This window comes from Pseudomonas sp. MPB03 (assembly GCF_046605385.1).
GTDB classification, from domain to species: Bacteria; Pseudomonadota; Gammaproteobacteria; order Pseudomonadales; family Pseudomonadaceae; genus Aquipseudomonas; species Aquipseudomonas zanjanensis.
The window spans coordinates 2,550,486-2,566,708 of sequence record NZ_CP176770.1 but is presented as its reverse complement, the minus strand read 5'-3'; the positions used below and the strand labels follow the sequence as shown (position 1 = coordinate 2,566,708).

The window sequence follows — 16,223 nt, the reverse complement described above, 5'->3', positions numbered from 1 at the left end:
CTTGACCTTTTGTGTGTTCAAGAGCTGATGCAGATGGCAGCTATGAAAAATTATTCATCACTTGTAGCAGCAGGGGTGACAGTCTTGAACTTTGCTGAGCCGCGGCCCTGATGCTCCGATAAAGGCTCGTCACAGTGCCTTAGAACCTCCCCGGTTAGCGGGTCGGTCACAGTTTCCAAATAGCGGTCATTGTCTTTGTCCAGAACTCGCTCCTTGTTCACATACCGGCCCAAACGGACGCTAAGCTCTTGGCCCGACTTAAGATGGAACCTGAGCTTCTTTTTCCCAGACAGACTCGGTTGCTTAAGCTTCGCATCAACCATCTCGACGACGGGCGAAACCACGGTGTCTGAAATCTCAAATTGAATGGTTTGGCTCATCGAACCACATTCAGGACAAGGGGCTCGGTCTGACGCACTCGAATGTTGATTCAGTTTCGTTCCACAGGCGCTACACATAACACTTTCGGAATCTACTGGCATTTTGCTTTCCTTTTCGATTGGCTCCGATATTAATCTGAAAATCGTAGCTTCTGCCTCTTATCTTTAAATGTGATTAAAAGCTGTCCTTTCCTCATTCGCCCACCATGGGCTCATGACGAAGCCCATTCTCCACACCAGTATTACCGCCGCTCACTGGCAGCCCGCCCTCGGAACTTCCGGCGAAGTGGTTGAGGGCCTGCGAGACATCGACCAAGCCATCCGCATCATCCTCTACACGCCCAAAGGCAGCGACCCCCACCGCCCAGAATTTGGCAGCAACCTGCACCTATACCTCGATTGGCCCACTAACCGCGTCACACCGCACCTGGTGCGCGAAGCTGTCGACGCGATTCGCCAATGGGAACCCCGCGTCTCGGTAGTCCAGGTGCAAATCCAGATCCACGCGGCGCAGATCACCGTTCGCGTGCAATGGCGCGTAGCCGGTGAAATACAGCAGTTGACCGAGGTCCCTTATGCGCGAGTTGCCTAAACCCGAATTCATCAAAATAGACCCCGCCGCGCTGGAAGCTCAGCTAATCGCCCGTTATGAACAGAAGTCGCGCAAAACCTTGTACCCCGCCCAAATCGAACGGCTGTACATCGACCAGATAGCCTACGCGGTGTCCCGGTTGCAGATGAGCATCCAGCATGCCGGCGAACAACTGCTGGTGCGATTCGCCCGTGGCCCGATCCTCGACTATCTCGGTGAGCTGGTCGCCACGCCTAGGTTGCTGGCCCAGGCCGCCCGCTGCACCGTACGCTTCACCATGCCTGCAGTCGTAACGCAGCCGCTACTGATCCCAATCGGCACTCGGGTCAGCACCCAAGATGCCAAGCTCACTTTCATCACTGATCGAGACGTAGTGATGGCTGTCGGTCAAAGCCAAGTCACCGTCACCGCAACCAGCACGACCGTCGGCGAACAAGGCAACGGCTGGACCGCCGGACAGATCAGCGTCCTCGGCAACTCACCAGCACCGGGCCTGACCGCAAGCAACACGACGGTCACCGCCCACGGCGCCGAAGATGAAAACGATGAACGCTACCGCGAGCGCATCATCTTGGCCCCCGAAGCCTTTAGTAACGCGGGCAGCCGCGCAGCCTATCGTTACCACACCCTGGCGGTGCACCAATCCATCGTCGATGTCGCCGTGCAGGGCCCAGACGAAGGTCAGCCAGACGGCCACGTCGCACTGTTCCCACTCACCACCTCGGGCTTGCCAACAGACGATCTACTCCAACGCATCGAGAACCAGATCAGCGGCGAAAAACTCCGCCCCCTATGCGACACGGTCAGCGCGCTGTCACCCGTCGAGGTCGCCTATCAAATCAAGGCAAACATCACGTTTTATGCCCATGCCGACCGAAGCGTCGCCATGGCTACCGCGAAGGCTGCTGCCCAGGCCTATGCCGACGAATGCCGCGCCAACCTCGGCCGAGATTTAGTGCCTGAACAGCTCACCGCATTGCTTCAAGTCACCGGCGTATACCGCGCTCATCTATTGCTGCCGGCAGTCCCACAGGAATTGCAGGGTAATGAGTGGGCAAACTGCTCAGAGATACAACTGATCGACGCCGGGGTGGCACATGACTGACCACCCACTGCCGCCGCCATTGGCCGGCGACGAACGTTTCATGCTGCTGTGTGAGCTGCTTACCCAAACCTTGGATGAGCTCGACCTCAACGTGATGTTGGTCTACTTGATCGATCTGGTGAAACCCTCGCTGCTCCCGATCCTGGCCGACCAATTCTCACTGCTAGACGAAGCCGCCTGGCAACTGGCCGAGTCCGAAGAAGCCAAACGCAAGTTGATTAAAGGTGCCGGTGAACTGCACCGTTTCAAAGGCACGCCTTGGGCCATCCGCGAAGTCATCCGCCTATTGGGCTTCGGCGAAGTCATCCTTTTGGAAGGAATACACGCACAGCCAACCAGTGAGCCTTCCACCTGGCCGCTGTACCGGGTCGTTCTAAAACGCGTCATCACCAACGATCAAGCGGTGCTTGTGCGCCGCTTACTTCTTTCGGTCGCCCCAGCGCGCTGTCGCCTGGTGTCGCTCGACTATCAATCCGTCGCCATCCGCTACAACGCAGTCGCGCGCTACGACGGCCAATACAACCATGGGAGCAGCTAATGGCCGATTTACCCGAGTCCCAGGAATGGGCCCCAGGTGTCTACCAACTCGAAACCTCCGATCCCGTACTCGGCGGGCCGGACGGCGTATCGAATCAACAAGCCAAGCAATTGGCGAATCGAACGAGCTGGTTAAAGAAGAAGATAGAGTCTTTCCTCGACGGCTCAGGCATTACCTTTGCGAGCCAGCAGGAAGCAGAACAAGGGGTTGAGACCAACAAGCCCATGAACGCTCTCCGAGTGTTCCAAGCGATCGGCGCCAAAGTCGTTCAGGCGACGACGGGTACGCCAGGCATTGCGCGGATTGCAACTTCCACCATGGTCAGAGCCGGCACCGACAACCGCGCAATCGTGACACCTAAGATGCTCGCGGCGATGCTCCCGTTCCGGGGGCGGCAGGTCTATAAAGTGCCGGGGGTCTACACCTGGGAAGTACCCTCTGGGGTTACCAAAGTGTGGGTGGAAGTCATCGGTGCCGGTGGCGGCGGTGCGCGATCTACAACACCTCCAGGTCCCTCAGGCGGGGCCGGTGGAGGATTAGCCCGAAAGTTTTATGATGTCGGTGACAAAGCCTCAGTGATCGTCACTGTAGGCGCGGGCGGTATTGGCGCTTTAGTTGATGGGGGCGCGGGCACCTCTGGTGGCACTTCATCATTTGGCACTGCTATAGCGGCGATGGGCGGCGGGGGTGGTGTTATTGACGGCAAAGCACCCTACGGTGGGAGAGGTTTAGGAGGAGACGAGAATCATAGCATCGGAACAGCGGGTCACTCCTCCGGCACCGCCAGTAATAATAGCTTCCATGGGGGCGCAGGCGGGGGCGGTGAATCAACCTCTACTGCAGATGACAGCCGTAAGCCGATGACGCCGGGGCAAGGAGGCGGAGGACGCATCGTCAGCTCCGCCCCTGACGGCGCAGATGGACAGGTAACAATTCAATGGTGACGAGCATGTGGGCCCGCATAGAAAACGCGACAGTTGCAGAGATGACAAGTATCGACCCGCAGGACCGGTTCCCCCCGTCACTAAACTGGATAGCATGTCCTGACGACACACAGCCAGGCATGCAGTATGCGGATGGATTATTTACTGTAAAACCAAAAACGCCAATCGACCTTGCCGCACAAATTGCCAGTCGGCGCTACCAACACGAAACAGCAGGCATCACCGCAAACAGCGTGAATATCGATACCAGCCGAGACAGCCAAGCGTTAATCACCGCTGCGGCGTTATCTGCCGTTATGGACCCCACTTACGTGTGCGTTTGGAAAGCACTAAACGGTCCGGTCACGCTAACGGCAGCTCAGATAATCGAAATCGCCACCGCCGTACGAGCGCATGTCCAGGTCTGCTTTGATCGGGAATGTCAGCTACTGACGGCATTAACCGAGGGAACCTACACAGTCGACATGCTTGACCACGGCTGGCCGGCGGCCCAAGAGGCATAACCATGCAGGAAATTCGCTGTGGCGAGTGCCACCGCAAACTCGCCACCGTCCGCAGCTTCACAGAACTACAAATCAAGTGCCCACGCTGTCGGACACTCAATCACCTGAAGGCCCCGAGCCTCCTATCCGAATGCCCTGAGCATCTGCCCAAAAAAGAGCAGACATGCCCCAGCCCACCATTGGAAGCCTGTTCGCAGGCATAGGAGGTTTTGATGTCGGATTCGAAAACGCAGGCTACCGAACCGCCTGGCAAGTGGAACTCAACCCCACCAACCGGGCTGTCCTTGCCGATCGATTTCCTCACGCCACCCAGTTCGAAGACGTCCGCCACTGCGGCGTCCACAACCTCAGCCCCGTCAACGTCCTCACCGCCGGATTCCCCTGCCAAGACATCAGCATCGCCGGCTCAAGACCCAACAACAAAGACACCCGAGGCCTGCGCGGCCAACGAAGCGGCCTGTTCTGGGAAGTCATACGAATCCTCAAAGAGACACAACCTCGCTGGGTGGTGCTTGAGAATGTCGTTAACCTGCTCGCTATCAACGATAGCCAAGACTTTGAAACAGTCATCGGGGCCCTTGCGCAATGCGGGTATGTGGGATGCTGGCGAGTGCTTAATGCTCAATATTTCGGAGTCCCCCAGCAACGTCGTCGCATATTCCTGGTCGCAGGTCATCGACGAATGCCCCCCATCGAGCTGCTGGCTGACGCCGCGCCAGTGGAAGCAATACCTCCAGCGTCTGGCAAGATCCCGTGGCCACGGCCCGCGGATGCATGGGCTGCCAATACTCTATTGGCAAACAAAGCCGGCTCACAAATCGCTATGGGCTGTACAACTTTCATCGCTCACCCGAACCGATGGCATCAGATGGCTGAGCGGCAGCGAACGTCTGAAGATGATGGGCTTTGCCTCGGACTGGATGCGGCCAACCTTGCAGAGGCTTTCGCTGCCGGAAACGCCGTCGTTACGCAAATCGCGCAATGGATTGCCGAAAAGCTAATCAGGGCAGGCTAACAACCAAGGCAGCGGGGATATCGTCCCCGCTGCCAACCCCCACCTCAACTTCCGAAATTCCCTTGCACCACACGCAAAAAACCTAAACCCTATTTACCTCGCCCCAGCGCCCGGACTTTTCGCGCTCGGCATCACCTGCGGAAACTTGTTCCCGAACCCACAGTCCTACCCCAGCCGTGAAAACCTCGCCGACCTGCAGCGACGAATTTTCCAACTGATCGGCGCCGAGCCTGGCGCTAACGCAACTCCCCCTTCTTGAGCCGTTCGCCCCATGCGCCACCCTGTTCGCTCTTGCCGTTTCGTTTCGCTGTGCCTGCTTGCCCTGTTTCCCTTACTCACCAGCCCCGCCCAGGCCCGCGGCGAAAGGCAGCTGGTGGAAGCCATCAACGACTTCCGTAGCCAGTCCCGCCGTTGTGAATGGCGCACGGTGCGGGCGGCGCAGCCGCTGGTGCTGCGTTCGAGCCTGGGCTTGCCGATCGGTTTTCGCGGCGGTCTGCGGGATACCTTGAAAGGCGCCGGCTATCAAGCCCAGGCCGTGCGCAGCATTCGCCTGACCGATGCGCGGGACGCCGAAGAAGCCTTTGAAATGCTGGCCGATGAACATTGCGCAGCGCTGCTGGACAACCAGTACGCCGATGTCGGCGTCAATCGGGTCGGGGATGAATGGCGCGTCGTGCTGGCGCAGCCCATGGGCGGCACGCGGATGAGCGATGCGGGGGCGTCGGACAAGACGCTGCTGGCCCAGGTCAATGCCGCCAGGGCCAAGCCCCGGTTGTGCGGGCGCCAGCGCTTCGCGGCGACTCGGCCGCTGAGCTGGAACGCCGCCTTGGGCACGGCGGCCCAGGGCCACAGCCAGTCGATGGCCCGGGAGAATTATTTCGCCCATCGCGACCCGGACGGACGCTCCACCTCCGATCGGGCCAAGAGCGCCGGTTTTCGCGGACGTAAATTAGGTGAGAACATCGCCGCCGGCCAACGCTCACCAAGCCAGGCCCTGCACGATTGGCTCGCCAGCCCCGGACATTGCGCCAACCTGATGAACCCGATGTTCACCCAAATGGGCGCAGCCTCCGCCCGCGATTCACGCAGCGATGCGGGGGTGTATTGGACGATGGTGCTTGGCGCGCCGTGAAACATTACTCCCAGCGCTGAACCATCCGCTGTGGTGGCGAGGGAGCTTGCTCCCGCTGGACTGCGAAGCAGGCCCCAAGGCATTGGCGACCGCTTCGCGGTCGAGCGGGAGCAAGCTCCCTCGCCACAAGGGCTACGGCGAATCGGCTAGCGCTCACACAGGCCGACGCACCGCCCGCACCTTGCCACTGCCTCCGCCACCACAGAAAAACCTATCCGCGCCGTCAGACTCCAACCCCGACACACCGATCCCTGGCGGCATCGTCACGCTTTCCAGCACTTGCGCCGTTTGCGGATCGATCCGCCGCAAGTCGCTCTCGTCGTTTTCCCAGGTGCCATGCCACAGTTCGCCATCGACCCAGGTCACGCCCGTGACGAAGCGGTTGGATTCAATGGTGCGCAGGACCCGGCCGTCGGCGGGGTCGATCTGCAGGATCTTGCGCGCCTTGTACTGACCGACCCAGAGCGAGCCTTCGGCCCACGCCAGGCCGGAATCATCACCGCTGTTGGGGGCCGGAATCGTGGCCAGGACCTGGCCGGTGCGCGGGTCGATCTTGCGGATGCTGTCACCGGCGATCTGGAACAAATGCTCACCGTCGAACGCCGTACCCGCGTTCGCCGGGACATCGAGCGCATGCACGGTCTGGCCGCTGGCGGGGTCGAGGGCGTGCAGCTTCTCGCCTGAAGCGAACCAGACGCGCTCGCCATCATGGCTGACGCCGTGCACGCAGTCGACGCCCGGGAACGGGCCGTATTCACGCAGGATCTGTGCTTCTGAACGTTTCATCTCACTCACCTCATCGGTAGGGGTTGAGTGCATCCTAGCCATCGGATGGCAGTGCCGTGAGTAACAATACCGTCGCGAATCCCGGCATCGACGGCGCCATCCAACGCCGGGCCCTGGCGCGCCCGAACGACTGCGCCTTGCCGGCGGCGGCCAGTGTTTCCAGGGCCCGCTGCACGCTGCGCTGGCTGATGTCCAGGGCCAGCGCCAACGCCGACGTGGACCAGGCTTCGCCATCGGCCAATAGCGCCAGCACTGCCCCGTAGGGTTCCTCGACGGGGCGCGCGAGCACCACGACCTCCTCAGCCTGCCGCGGCACCAGAGTAAAACCGCGCGGGGTGGCCTTCACCTCCGCCAACGGGCGAAGCATCGCCCGCAACCGCCCCATCTCGACCCGCAGCCGGACGCGATGGGACTCATCCGTCAGCTTCAAGCCAAAGCCCTGGGTCATGAGTGCTTCCCTCGACACGTCGCCGGGCCATGCGTGCGCCAACGCCCGCGCCAGGGCGAACAACACCGGGCGCCGAGCCAGGTCGACCTGAATGCCAGCGCCACTGATTCCATAGCGGCACGCGTCCACCACCAGCGCCGACCCGGCCAACAGGGCTTGCACCTCTTCCAGCACGAGCAGGCGCTCTTCGCCCCGGGCGATCAGGCGCGCGGCGGGCGTACTCAGCAGTTGCCAGGCGCTTTCGATTTCGGCGCCCAGCGCACCGATTCCCGCTTGCTGAGCGGCGTGCCCGGCTCGTTCCAAGGCGGCGCGGGCGGTTTGCATTTGCAGACGCCGCATGGCGATCCCTGCGGCCACCAACTCGCAAGCCGCCCGTGATGCCAAGGGCAGCCAGGCAAGATCCAGATCGACCAGTTTGAGCTCGGCCTCGTCGAGTCGACCGATCAACAGCAGGCGGCGGATTTTGATCGTGTGGGCATGGGCGACGTTCGCTCGGTCGCCGTGGGTTTCGAGCACAGCCCGCGCGGCGTCGAGGCGTTTCATTGGCCATGCCAGGTCACGGGACGCCAGGGCGATTTCACCTTCGGCGATCACACAACGCGCCCGTGCCACGGCTTCCTGGGGCCCGAAGGCCGCGCCGGCCCGACGCATCAGGGCCCGGGCCTTGGCCAGATCGCCCAACTGCGCCATGGCGATGCCGCGAAGCGCGAGGGCTGGGGCATCGTTGCGCAAGGCGATGCGATTGAGCGCGGCCACGGGGTCTCCCGCTGCCAGTGCGCGCGCTGCCGTGGTGATCTCGTGATCCATGAACGATGACCTGTGTGGCGAGGTAGCTTGCTCCCGCTGGGCTGCGTGTAGGAGCTGCCGAGTGTAACGAGGCTGCGATCTTGTTCCAGACGATTGAGTTTTGAGCGAAAGATCAAAAGATCGCAGCCTTCGGCAGCTCCTACGCACAGGCCAGCGGGAGCAAGCTCCCTCGCCACAAATGCGTGCCCCAACCCAAACCAGCCGCAGCCCAAGCAATGGGTATCGGCTATAAGCGAATGTCAGCCGCCGCCACCACATCGATCCGCGACACCGCGCTGCTCAGCCGCCCCAGTCGGTTGTTGTGGTTGGCGATGATCTGCTCGGCCGCCATGCTGCCATTGTCCACGGTGGAGTGGGCGTCGGCCGCCAGGACCACGTCGTACCCCAGGGCATGGGCCTGGCGCACGGTGGCATTGATGCAACAATCGGTTTGCAACCCGCAGATCACCAGGCGGTCGATGCCCCGGGCCTGCAACAGCGGTTGCAGGTCGGTCTGGTAGAAGGCGTCGGGGGTGGTCTTGCGCACCCGCAGGTCATCCGCCGCGGTCAACAGGTCGGCGGTCAGTTGCCAGCCGGCAGCGCCATAGGCCAGCGCGCCCTCCAGTTCTTCATGCTGGATCAGGATCACTGTCCGGCCGACAGCCCGGGTCCTGGCACTGAGGTCGTTGATGGTCTGGAGGATGCGCTGGCGGTCGAAGCACTCTTCTTCGCCGCTGCACAGCGCCTCCTGGACATCGATGATCAGCAATGCGGTGTTCATATTTCCCTCTTCTGACGGTATCGGAGCCGCGCTCCCTCAATAACCCAACGACAGCCCGGTGTTGCGACGGGGATCGTTGGCGCCATAGAAGCGGTTCTTGCCCACGGGCTTGCCGTCCAATGACGGCGCGCCCACCAGGATAGCGGCAATGTGGTTGGGGTCCTGCGGACCGGCAAACTTGTGCCCCCAGCTTTCCAGCAACTTCTGGGTATCCGGGCTGGCCGCGAAGGTCTCCAGGTTGGTTTCCTCCGGCATCCACTGTTGATGGAAACGCGGCGCGTCGACCGCCTCCTGGAGGTTCATGCCGTAGTCGATCACGTTGAGGATGGTCAGCAACGTCGCGGTGATGATGCGGCTGCCGCCCGGGGTACCCACCACCATGACCGTCTTGCCGTCCTTGGTGACGATGGTCGGGCTCATGGATGACAACGGCGCCTTGCCCGGCGCGATGGCGTTGGCCTCGCCCTGCACCAGGCCATACATGTTGGGCACACCGACCTTGGCGGTGAAGTCGTCCATCTCATCGTTGAGGATCACCCCGGTCTTGCTGGCCATGACACCGGCACCGAACCAGTCGTTCAAGGTGTAGGTGACTGAAACGGCGTTGCCCCACTTGTCGACGATGGAGTAATGGGTGGTGTTGCTGCCCTCATGGGGTGCTACGCCGGGCTTGATCTTCTGCGAGTCGCCGGCCTTTTGCGGCTCGATCGCGGCCCGCAGCTTGGCGGCGTAGTTTTTATCCAGCAGATGGTCGATGGGGTTCTCCACGAAGTCCGGGTCACCCAGGTAGCTGTTGCGGTCCACGTAGGCGTGGCGCATGGCTTCGATCTGGTAGTGCATGCCCTGGGCCGAATGGAACCGCAGTTCCTTCATCGGATAGCCGTCGAGGATGTTCATGATCTGGCACAGCACCACTCCGCCGGAACTGGGCGGCGGCGCCGAGATGATGTGGTAGCCGCGATAGTCGCATTCCACCGGGGCCAGCTCGCGGGTCCTGTATTTGTCCAGGTCGGCCTGGGTGATGATGCCTTTGTTGGCCTGGCTGGAAGTGACCAGGGCATCGGCGACCCAGCCTTTGTAGAAACCATCGGCACCTTCGGCGGAGATTTCCCGCAAGGTCTTGGCGAGGTCCTTTTGCACCAGCTTCTGGCCGACCTGCATGGGCTCGCCGTTGTGCAGGAAGATCGCACCGGAGTCACGCATGTCTTTCTTGAACACCTCGGTGGCGGTTTCCAGCAGATCGACATCGCCCTGCTCCAGGGTGAAGCCCTCCTCGGCGAACTGGATGGCCGGGGCGATCAGTTCAGCCCGGGGCTTGCTGCCGTACTTGCTCAACGCCAGTTCCATGCCGGACACGGTGCCGGGCACACCCACTGCCAGGTGGCCGCGGGTGCTGAGTTCGGGCACGACGTTGCCGTCCTTGTCCAAGTACATGTTCGCTGTGGCGGCCAAGGGGGCTTTTTCGCGGAAATCCAGGAACGTCTTGCGGCCATCGGCCAGTTGCAGGGTCATGAAACCGCCCCCGCCCAGGTTGCCCGCCGCCGGATACACCACCGCCAGGGCATAGCCCACCGCCACCGCCGCATCCACGGCATTGCCGCCGTTCTTGAGCACGTCGACCCCGACATGGGTCGCCAGGTGCTGGGCGGTGACCACCATGCCGTTTTCGGCGGCCACTGGCGCCTGGGAGGCGGCGTACGTCGATAAACAACCGAGGGTCAACGACGTAGCGATAAGGGTCCGGGCTAAGGATTCGAACTTCATGAGTCGGCCTCTTCTTGTTTTAGAAAGTCGGGGAACGCATCAAGCAGCTAGCTAGTATGGCTCGGTTTGCGTAATGCGCCTGTTTCCAAGTCGACCGGATGACGCCAAGGCAGCCTTTGGGATAGGCTCCTGCGCTTCATCTGACTGCATAGGGACATCGCCGATGACGCTACGAATCGAACGCACGGACACACCCACCGACGAAGAACGCCAGGCCATCCTCGCGCCGCTGCGCGCCTATAACACGGCCAAGACCGGCGGGACGGTGCCGGAACTGGTGGCTTGGCTGGTGCGGGATGAACAGGGGGAGATTGTCGGTGGGCTGTACGGCCGAGTGTTTTTTAGCTGGCTGTACATCGAATTGCTGGTCGTGCCGGAACAGGCCCGGGGCCAGGGCACCGGCTCGACCCTGATGCAGCTGGCCGAAGAATTGGCCCGGGAGAAGAACTGCGTGGGGATCTGGCTGGACACCTTCGACTTCCAGGCGCCGGCGTTCTACCGCAAACACGGCTTCACGGAAATCGGCCAGATCGACGACTACCCGCCGGGCCACCAGCACTTCTTCTTCCAGAAGCGCCTGACTGCCTCTGACTGAAACCCAATACCTGTGGTGGAAGGCAATCGTTCGGCCACCCCCGACCAGTGTGGGAGCGAGCTTGCTCGCGATAGCGATCTAACAGTCAATATTCCTGTTGCCTGAACCACCGCCATCGCGAGCAAGCTCGCTCCCACAGGGGTCCTGCGGCGGATGACCTCGTGTGGGAGCGAGCCTGCTCGCGATGGCAGGCACCTCGGTCTATCGGCTTAAAGACAAGTCGCCAACGCCGCCAACCGGCGCTTGGCCACGAAGTCGTCTTGCTTGGCGTAATAACTCAACTCGGTGCCCGTCGCCCCGGCGTGCAAATCGACAAACGATTCGGCAGAGCGAGTATAGACCGTCGAGCCGCCCTTCTTGCCCGGTTGCAGGTAAGCGCCGGCATCGACACCGAATACTGCCTCGTCCTGCCAGGAAAACTGCACGCACTGGGCCACGACCTGTTCGGGTTTGTCCGAAGTCAGGGTCTTGTAAGGGGCCTGGGTCCGGGCTTCGTTCATCGCCGAACCCGCGCAGCCGGCCAGCAAGGTGGCGGCCAGGGCCACGGTCAACATTCGCATTGCGTTCACTCATCGAGAAAAAAAACGGACTGTAGCACTGCGGCCCCAGCCATCGTGCTGCTTTACTGAAATTTACCCGCGACAGCGAACACCGATTCACGCACTCTGTCGCGCCCTGTCCCCCAAGGAGTAACCATGGCGACAACCGAACAGCAACACGAACGGGCCTTGGAACGGTTTCTCGATGAGCGCCCCGAACTGCGCCACGAACTGGACCACCTCAACCCGCTGCTGGCCCAAGCCAAGGGCGAGACCGCCACGCAGTACCGCGCCGAGCGCTTGCATGAAGCGTTCGAAGCCGAGGCCGAGCGCCTGGGGCTGTTTGCCTGGGAACTGACCCTGAAACTGACCGCCGCCTCGCCCGAGGACTACCAGGCCCAGCGCCTGGAGGTGCATAAGGAAGTGGCGGAAATGGCAGGGATGGAATGGGCCGAGTATTGCGAGCTCAATGGCCTAAAGGCCAAGCACTGAACCCTTGTGGCGAGGGAGCTTGCTCCCGCTGGCCTGCGCAGCAGGCCTAAAAAAAGCAACTCATTCAACCTGACACACTGCGTTGCCAGATCCAGGGGCTGCTGCGCAGCCCAGCGGGAGCAAGCTCCCTCGCCACAGGGTTAACTCCCAAAAAATCTCACCCTTCCCTGGCAATCGCCCCACCGCCCATAAAGCTTTATCATGGCCGCAGTTTTGCTGATCGGATTTGTCATGAAGTTCGCCATCGCGCTGTTTTCCGCCGCCCATGCGCCCTCCTCGCGCCGTGCCTTGCTGTTTGCCCAGGCGGCGCTGGCGGGTGGGCATGAGATCGTGCGGCTGTTTTTCTATCAGGACGGCGTCTACAACGCCTGTGCCAGTGTCGTCACGCCCCAGGACGAGCAGGACCTGCCCCAGCAGTGGCGCGCCTTTGTCAGCGACAACCGGCTCGACGGCGTGGTCTGCATCGCCGCGGCGTTGCGCCGTGGTGTGTTGAACGAGGAAGAGGCCCAGCGCTACCAGCGCTCGGCGGCCAGTGTCGAAGCGCCCTGGGCCTTGTCCGGGCTGGGCCAGTTGCACGACGCAATCCAGGACGCCGACCGCTTGATCTGTTTTGGAGGCGCGTGATGGCCAAGTCTTTATTGCTGATCAGCCGACAGGCCCCGTGGTCCGGCCCTGGTGCCCGCGAAGCGCTGGACATCGTCCTCGCCGGCGGGGCGTTCGACCTGCCCATCGGCCTGCTGTTTCTCGATGACGGTGTGTTCCAGCTCAGCGCCGGCCAAAACGCCAAGGCCGTCCAGCAAAAGGACCTGAGCGCCAACCTGCAGGCCCTGCCGATGTTCGGTGTCGACGACCTGTTTCTCTGCGCCGACAGCGCCGCCGAACGCGGCGTTGCTAACGATGCCCTGGCGCTGGGCGAGGTGAAAGTACTGGGTGCAGCGGACATCGCCGCGCTCATCGACCGCTACGACCAGGTGATCACCCTCTGATGTCGACTTTGCATGTGTTGTCTCATTCGCCCTTCGGCGACAACCGCCTCGCCAGTTGCCTGCGGGTACTGGGCAATCAGGATGCGCTGCTGTTGTGTGGCGACGCGACGTACGCGTTGCAACCGGGCAGCCCACCGTTTGACGTGCTGCAGGCTGCGGGCGTGAGCCTGTTCGTGCTCGCCGAAGACTTACAGGCCCGCGCCCTGGACACGCCAGACTGGGCCGAAGCCATCAACTACTCAGGTTTCGTCGAGCTGTCGATCGAGCACGACAAGGTCAACACCTGGCTATGAACACGCTGAACGTGGGCGGTCGCGCCATCGCATTGGACAAGGACGGCTACCTGGCCGACCTGGACGACTGGTCGGCCGAAGTCGCCACCGCCCTGGCCACCGCCGAAGACATCGACTTGAGCCCCGAACACTGGGAAATCCTCGAACTGCTGCGCGGCTTCTACAACGAATTCCAACTCTCCCCCGCGACCCGGCCGCTGATCAAATACACGGCGCTGAAACTGGGGGCGGACAAAGGTAACAGCCTGCACCTGAACCGATTGTTCAAAGGCACTCCCGCCAAACTCGCCGCCAAGCTGGCGGGCCTGCCCAAACCGACGAATTGCTTATGACCGACTTCCCAGCGCTGACCCTTGAAACCCCGGCCGAACACCCATTCGCCCAGTTCGTGCGCATTCTTGGCAAAGGCAAGCGCGGCGCCCGCAACCTGACCCGCGAAGAAGCCCGCGAAGCCATGGGCCTGGTCCTCGATGAAAAAGTCGAGGACACCCAACTGGGCGCCTTCCTGATGCTGCTGCGGCACAAGGAAGAAAGCGCCGAGGAAATGGCCGGCTTCACCGAAGCCCTGCGTGAGCGCCTGGTGGTTCCGGCGTTGACGGTGGACCTCGACTGGCCGACCTACGCCGGCAAGAAGCGCCATTTGCCGTGGTACCTGCTGGCGGCCAAATGCCTGGGGCAGAACGGCGTGCGGATTTTCATGCACGGCGGCGGCGCTCACACCGCCGGGCGGCTCTACACCGAACAATTGCTGGGCTTGCTGCGGATCCCGCTGTGCCGGGACTGGCAACAGGTCGGCAGCGCGCTGGACAACGGCGGCCTGGCCTTCATGCCGCTGGTGGACTGGGCGCCGCAAATGCAGCGCATGATCGACCTGCGCAACACCCTGGGCCTGCGCTCGCCGATCCATTCCCTGGCGCGGATCCTCAATCCGCTGGCGGCTCGTTGCGGCTTGCAAAGTATCTTCCACCCGGGCTACCAGGCCGTGCATCGCGATGCCAGCGGCTTGCTCGGTGATACCGCCATCGTGATCAAGGGCGACGGCGGCGAGATCGAGATCAACCCCGACGCCGACAGCCACCTGTACGGCACCACCGGCGGCGCCAGTTGGGACGAAGAATGGCCGCGACTGGCCGAGCAGCGCCACGTCAAACCCGAACGCCTCGACCCTGAGCACTTGAAGGCAATCTGGCGCGGTGACGTCGAGGACAGCTACCCGCAACTGGCGCTGATCGCCACCATGGCGTTGGCGCTACGCGGCCTGGGCGACACACGCGACGAAGCGTTCGACAAGGCCCGGCGATATTGGGATGCCCGGGACAGATCGATTTAATCGATCATCAACGCCCAACCTTTGCGCTTTTTGTTCGAACCTATCGGAATAGACTCGTCTCCAATGATTATTGAGCGAGGACATTCAGATGGGTTTGTTGGTCGAGGGCCGCTGGCAGGACCAGTGGTATGAAAGCAAGGACGGCAGTTTCCAGCGCGAGCAGGCGCAACGCCGCAATTGGGTGACCGCCGACGGCAGCGCCGGCCCTTCCGGCGTGAGCGGCTTCGCCGCCGAGGCCGGGCGCTACCATTTGTATGTCTCCCTGGCCTGCCCCTGGGCCCACCGCACGCTGATCTTTCGCAAGCTCAAGGGCCTGGAAAACCTGATCGATGTCTCGGTGGTCAGCTACCTGATGCTGGAGAACGGCTGGACCTTCGACCAGGCCCACGGCTCCACGGGTGACAAACTCGACGATCTGCAATTCCTTCATCAGCGCTACACCGCCGACACGCCGGACTACACCGGCCGCGTCACCGTGCCGGCCCTTTGGGACAAACAGCAACAACGCATCGTCAGCAACGAATCGGCGGAAATCATCCGCATGTTCAACAGTGCCTTCGACGGCTTGACCGGCAACGACCTGGACCTGTATCCCGAACACCTGCGCGGCGAGATCGATGCGTTGAACGAGCGCATCTATCCGGCGGTGAACAATGGCGTCTACCGGGCCGGATTCGCCACGACCCAAGCGGCGTACGAAGAAGCCTTCGACCGATTATTTGCCGAGCTGGATTGGCTGGAAACGTTGCTGGCAAACCGTCGTTACCTGGCGGGCGAATACCTGACCGAGGCCGATATCCGGCTCTTCACCACGATGATCCGCTTCGACGCGGTGTACTTCGGCCACTTCAAATGCAACCTGCGGCGCATCGCCGATTACCCGAACCTGTCGAACTGGCTGCGGGAGCTGTACCAATGGCCGGGGATTGCCGAAACCGTGGATTTCACCCATATCCAGGGCCATTACTACGGCAGCCACAAGACCATCAATCCCAATGGGATCGTGCCCAAGGGGCCGAAGCAGGACTTTACCGTCGCCCATGATCGGGAGCGGTTGAGTGGGAAAGGGATTTGGCGTGGGACCCGGGACTGATCCTGATTCTTTGTGGCAGATGAGGACCCTTTCGCGAGCAAGCCCGCTCCCACATTGGATCGGCGTACGCCTCAATTCTTCGGCTGAACGCGATCAAATGTGGGAGCGGGCTTGCTCGCGA

At 61.8% G+C, this 16,223-nt stretch carries 22 protein-coding genes; 16 read left to right on the top strand and 6 right to left on the bottom strand.

Going from position 1 to position 16,223, the window contains the following annotated elements; all coding sequences use genetic code 11:
* Positions 1 to 50: 50 nt before the first annotated feature.
* On the bottom strand, positions 51 to 380 hold the full coding sequence (locus tag ACLH0I_RS11390) for a hypothetical protein (RefSeq protein ID WP_411387076.1): 330 nt from the start codon (positions 378 to 380) through the stop codon (positions 51 to 53).
* 214 nt (positions 381 to 594) lie between these two features.
* On the opposite strand from ACLH0I_RS11390, the gene ACLH0I_RS11385 reads away from it, so the two are divergent.
* The 8 genes from ACLH0I_RS11385 (at position 595) to ACLH0I_RS11350 (ending at position 6,209) form a co-directional block, all read left to right on the top strand.
* On the top strand, positions 595 to 972 hold the full coding sequence (locus tag ACLH0I_RS11385) for a GPW/gp25 family protein (RefSeq protein ID WP_411387075.1): 378 nt from the start codon (positions 595 to 597) through the stop codon (positions 970 to 972).
* Complete coding sequence (locus tag ACLH0I_RS11380; protein ID WP_411387074.1) at positions 956 to 2,077, top strand: baseplate J/gp47 family protein; 1,122 nt, start codon at positions 956 to 958, stop codon at positions 2,075 to 2,077. The genes ACLH0I_RS11385 and ACLH0I_RS11380 overlap by 17 nt, the downstream gene beginning before the upstream one ends.
* Positions 2,070 to 2,615: a phage tail protein I gene (locus ACLH0I_RS11375; RefSeq protein WP_411387073.1), complete on the top strand. Its 546-nt coding sequence runs from the start codon at positions 2,070 to 2,072 to the stop codon at positions 2,613 to 2,615. The genes ACLH0I_RS11380 and ACLH0I_RS11375 overlap by 8 nt, the downstream gene beginning before the upstream one ends.
* Positions 2,615 to 3,559, top strand: a complete 945-nt coding sequence (locus tag ACLH0I_RS11370; RefSeq protein WP_411387072.1) for a glycine-rich domain-containing protein — start codon at positions 2,615 to 2,617, stop codon at positions 3,557 to 3,559. The genes ACLH0I_RS11375 and ACLH0I_RS11370 overlap by 1 nt, the downstream gene beginning before the upstream one ends.
* A 5-nt stretch (positions 3,560 to 3,564) precedes the next feature.
* On the top strand, positions 3,565 to 4,062 hold the full coding sequence (locus ACLH0I_RS11365; protein WP_411387071.1) for a DUF4376 domain-containing protein: 498 nt from the start codon (positions 3,565 to 3,567) through the stop codon (positions 4,060 to 4,062).
* Positions 4,063 to 4,064: 2 nt separating this feature from the next.
* The gene (locus ACLH0I_RS11360) at positions 4,065 to 4,265 is read left to right on the top strand and encodes a Com family DNA-binding transcriptional regulator (protein ID WP_411387070.1); all 201 of its coding nucleotides are present in this window, start codon (positions 4,065 to 4,067) and stop codon (positions 4,263 to 4,265) included.
* On the top strand, positions 4,226 to 5,077 hold the full coding sequence (locus ACLH0I_RS11355) for a DNA cytosine methyltransferase (protein WP_411387069.1): 852 nt from the start codon (positions 4,226 to 4,228) through the stop codon (positions 5,075 to 5,077). The genes ACLH0I_RS11360 and ACLH0I_RS11355 overlap by 40 nt, the downstream gene beginning before the upstream one ends.
* 271 nt (positions 5,078 to 5,348) lie before the next feature.
* On the top strand, positions 5,349 to 6,209 hold the full coding sequence (locus ACLH0I_RS11350) for a CAP domain-containing protein (RefSeq protein WP_411387068.1): 861 nt from the start codon (positions 5,349 to 5,351) through the stop codon (positions 6,207 to 6,209).
* A 153-nt stretch (positions 6,210 to 6,362) separates the two neighbouring features.
* Here ACLH0I_RS11350 and ACLH0I_RS11345 read toward each other — a convergent pair whose 3' ends face one another.
* The 4 genes from ACLH0I_RS11345 to ggt all read right to left on the bottom strand — a co-directional run bounded on the left by ACLH0I_RS11345 (position 6,363) and on the right by ggt (position 10,774).
* Positions 6,363 to 6,995: a DUF5074 domain-containing protein gene (locus ACLH0I_RS11345; protein WP_250962972.1), complete on the bottom strand. Its 633-nt coding sequence runs from the start codon at positions 6,993 to 6,995 to the stop codon at positions 6,363 to 6,365.
* A gap of 34 nt (positions 6,996 to 7,029) precedes the next feature.
* Complete coding sequence (locus ACLH0I_RS11340; protein WP_411387067.1) at positions 7,030 to 8,250, bottom strand: helix-turn-helix domain-containing protein; 1,221 nt, start codon at positions 8,248 to 8,250, stop codon at positions 7,030 to 7,032.
* Between the two features lie 226 nt (positions 8,251 to 8,476).
* Positions 8,477 to 9,010, bottom strand: a complete 534-nt coding sequence (locus ACLH0I_RS11335; RefSeq protein ID WP_250962974.1) for a cysteine hydrolase family protein — start codon at positions 9,008 to 9,010, stop codon at positions 8,477 to 8,479.
* 36 nt (positions 9,011 to 9,046) lie between these two features.
* Positions 9,047 to 10,774: a gamma-glutamyltransferase gene (gene ggt / locus ACLH0I_RS11330; protein WP_411387066.1), complete on the bottom strand. Its 1,728-nt coding sequence runs from the start codon at positions 10,772 to 10,774 to the stop codon at positions 9,047 to 9,049.
* A 163-nt stretch (positions 10,775 to 10,937) separates the two neighbouring features.
* Here ggt and ACLH0I_RS11325 point away from each other — a divergent pair, with 163 nt between their 5' ends.
* Entirely contained in the window at positions 10,938 to 11,369 is a 432-nt protein-coding gene (locus ACLH0I_RS11325; RefSeq protein WP_411387065.1) for a GNAT family N-acetyltransferase, read from the top strand.
* Between the two features lie 209 nt (positions 11,370 to 11,578).
* Here ACLH0I_RS11325 and ACLH0I_RS11320 read toward each other — a convergent pair whose 3' ends face one another.
* The gene (locus ACLH0I_RS11320) at positions 11,579 to 11,929 is read right to left on the bottom strand and encodes a hypothetical protein (RefSeq protein ID WP_053123142.1); all 351 of its coding nucleotides are present in this window, start codon (positions 11,927 to 11,929) and stop codon (positions 11,579 to 11,581) included.
* 135 nt (positions 11,930 to 12,064) lie between these two features.
* On the opposite strand from ACLH0I_RS11320, the gene ACLH0I_RS11315 reads away from it, so the two are divergent.
* From ACLH0I_RS11315 to ACLH0I_RS11285, 7 genes are all read left to right on the top strand, one after another.
* Entirely contained in the window at positions 12,065 to 12,400 is a 336-nt protein-coding gene (locus ACLH0I_RS11315; protein ID WP_411387064.1) for a DUF6388 family protein, read from the top strand.
* 231 nt (positions 12,401 to 12,631) lie between these two features.
* Entirely contained in the window at positions 12,632 to 13,024 is a 393-nt protein-coding gene (gene tusD, locus ACLH0I_RS11310; RefSeq protein ID WP_053123601.1) for a sulfurtransferase complex subunit TusD, read from the top strand.
* Positions 13,024 to 13,386 (top strand): sulfurtransferase complex subunit TusC, encoded by a 363-nt coding sequence (gene tusC / locus ACLH0I_RS11305; RefSeq protein ID WP_250962978.1) that lies wholly within the window; start codon positions 13,024 to 13,026, stop codon positions 13,384 to 13,386. Before tusD ends, tusC begins: the two co-directional genes overlap by 1 nt.
* Positions 13,386 to 13,679, top strand: a complete 294-nt coding sequence (gene tusB, locus ACLH0I_RS11300; RefSeq protein ID WP_250962979.1) for a sulfurtransferase complex subunit TusB — start codon at positions 13,386 to 13,388, stop codon at positions 13,677 to 13,679. The genes tusC and tusB overlap by 1 nt, the downstream gene beginning before the upstream one ends.
* Positions 13,676 to 14,011, top strand: a complete 336-nt coding sequence (locus tag ACLH0I_RS11295; protein ID WP_250962980.1) for a TusE/DsrC/DsvC family sulfur relay protein — start codon at positions 13,676 to 13,678, stop codon at positions 14,009 to 14,011. Before tusB ends, ACLH0I_RS11295 begins: the two co-directional genes overlap by 4 nt.
* Positions 14,008 to 15,009, top strand: a complete 1,002-nt coding sequence (locus ACLH0I_RS11290) for a glycosyl transferase family protein (protein WP_411387063.1) — start codon at positions 14,008 to 14,010, stop codon at positions 15,007 to 15,009. Before ACLH0I_RS11295 ends, ACLH0I_RS11290 begins: the two co-directional genes overlap by 4 nt.
* A gap of 88 nt (positions 15,010 to 15,097) precedes the next feature.
* Positions 15,098 to 16,102, top strand: a complete 1,005-nt coding sequence (locus ACLH0I_RS11285) for a glutathione S-transferase family protein (RefSeq protein WP_411387062.1) — start codon at positions 15,098 to 15,100, stop codon at positions 16,100 to 16,102.
* The last annotated feature ends 121 nt before the right edge of the window (positions 16,103 to 16,223 follow it).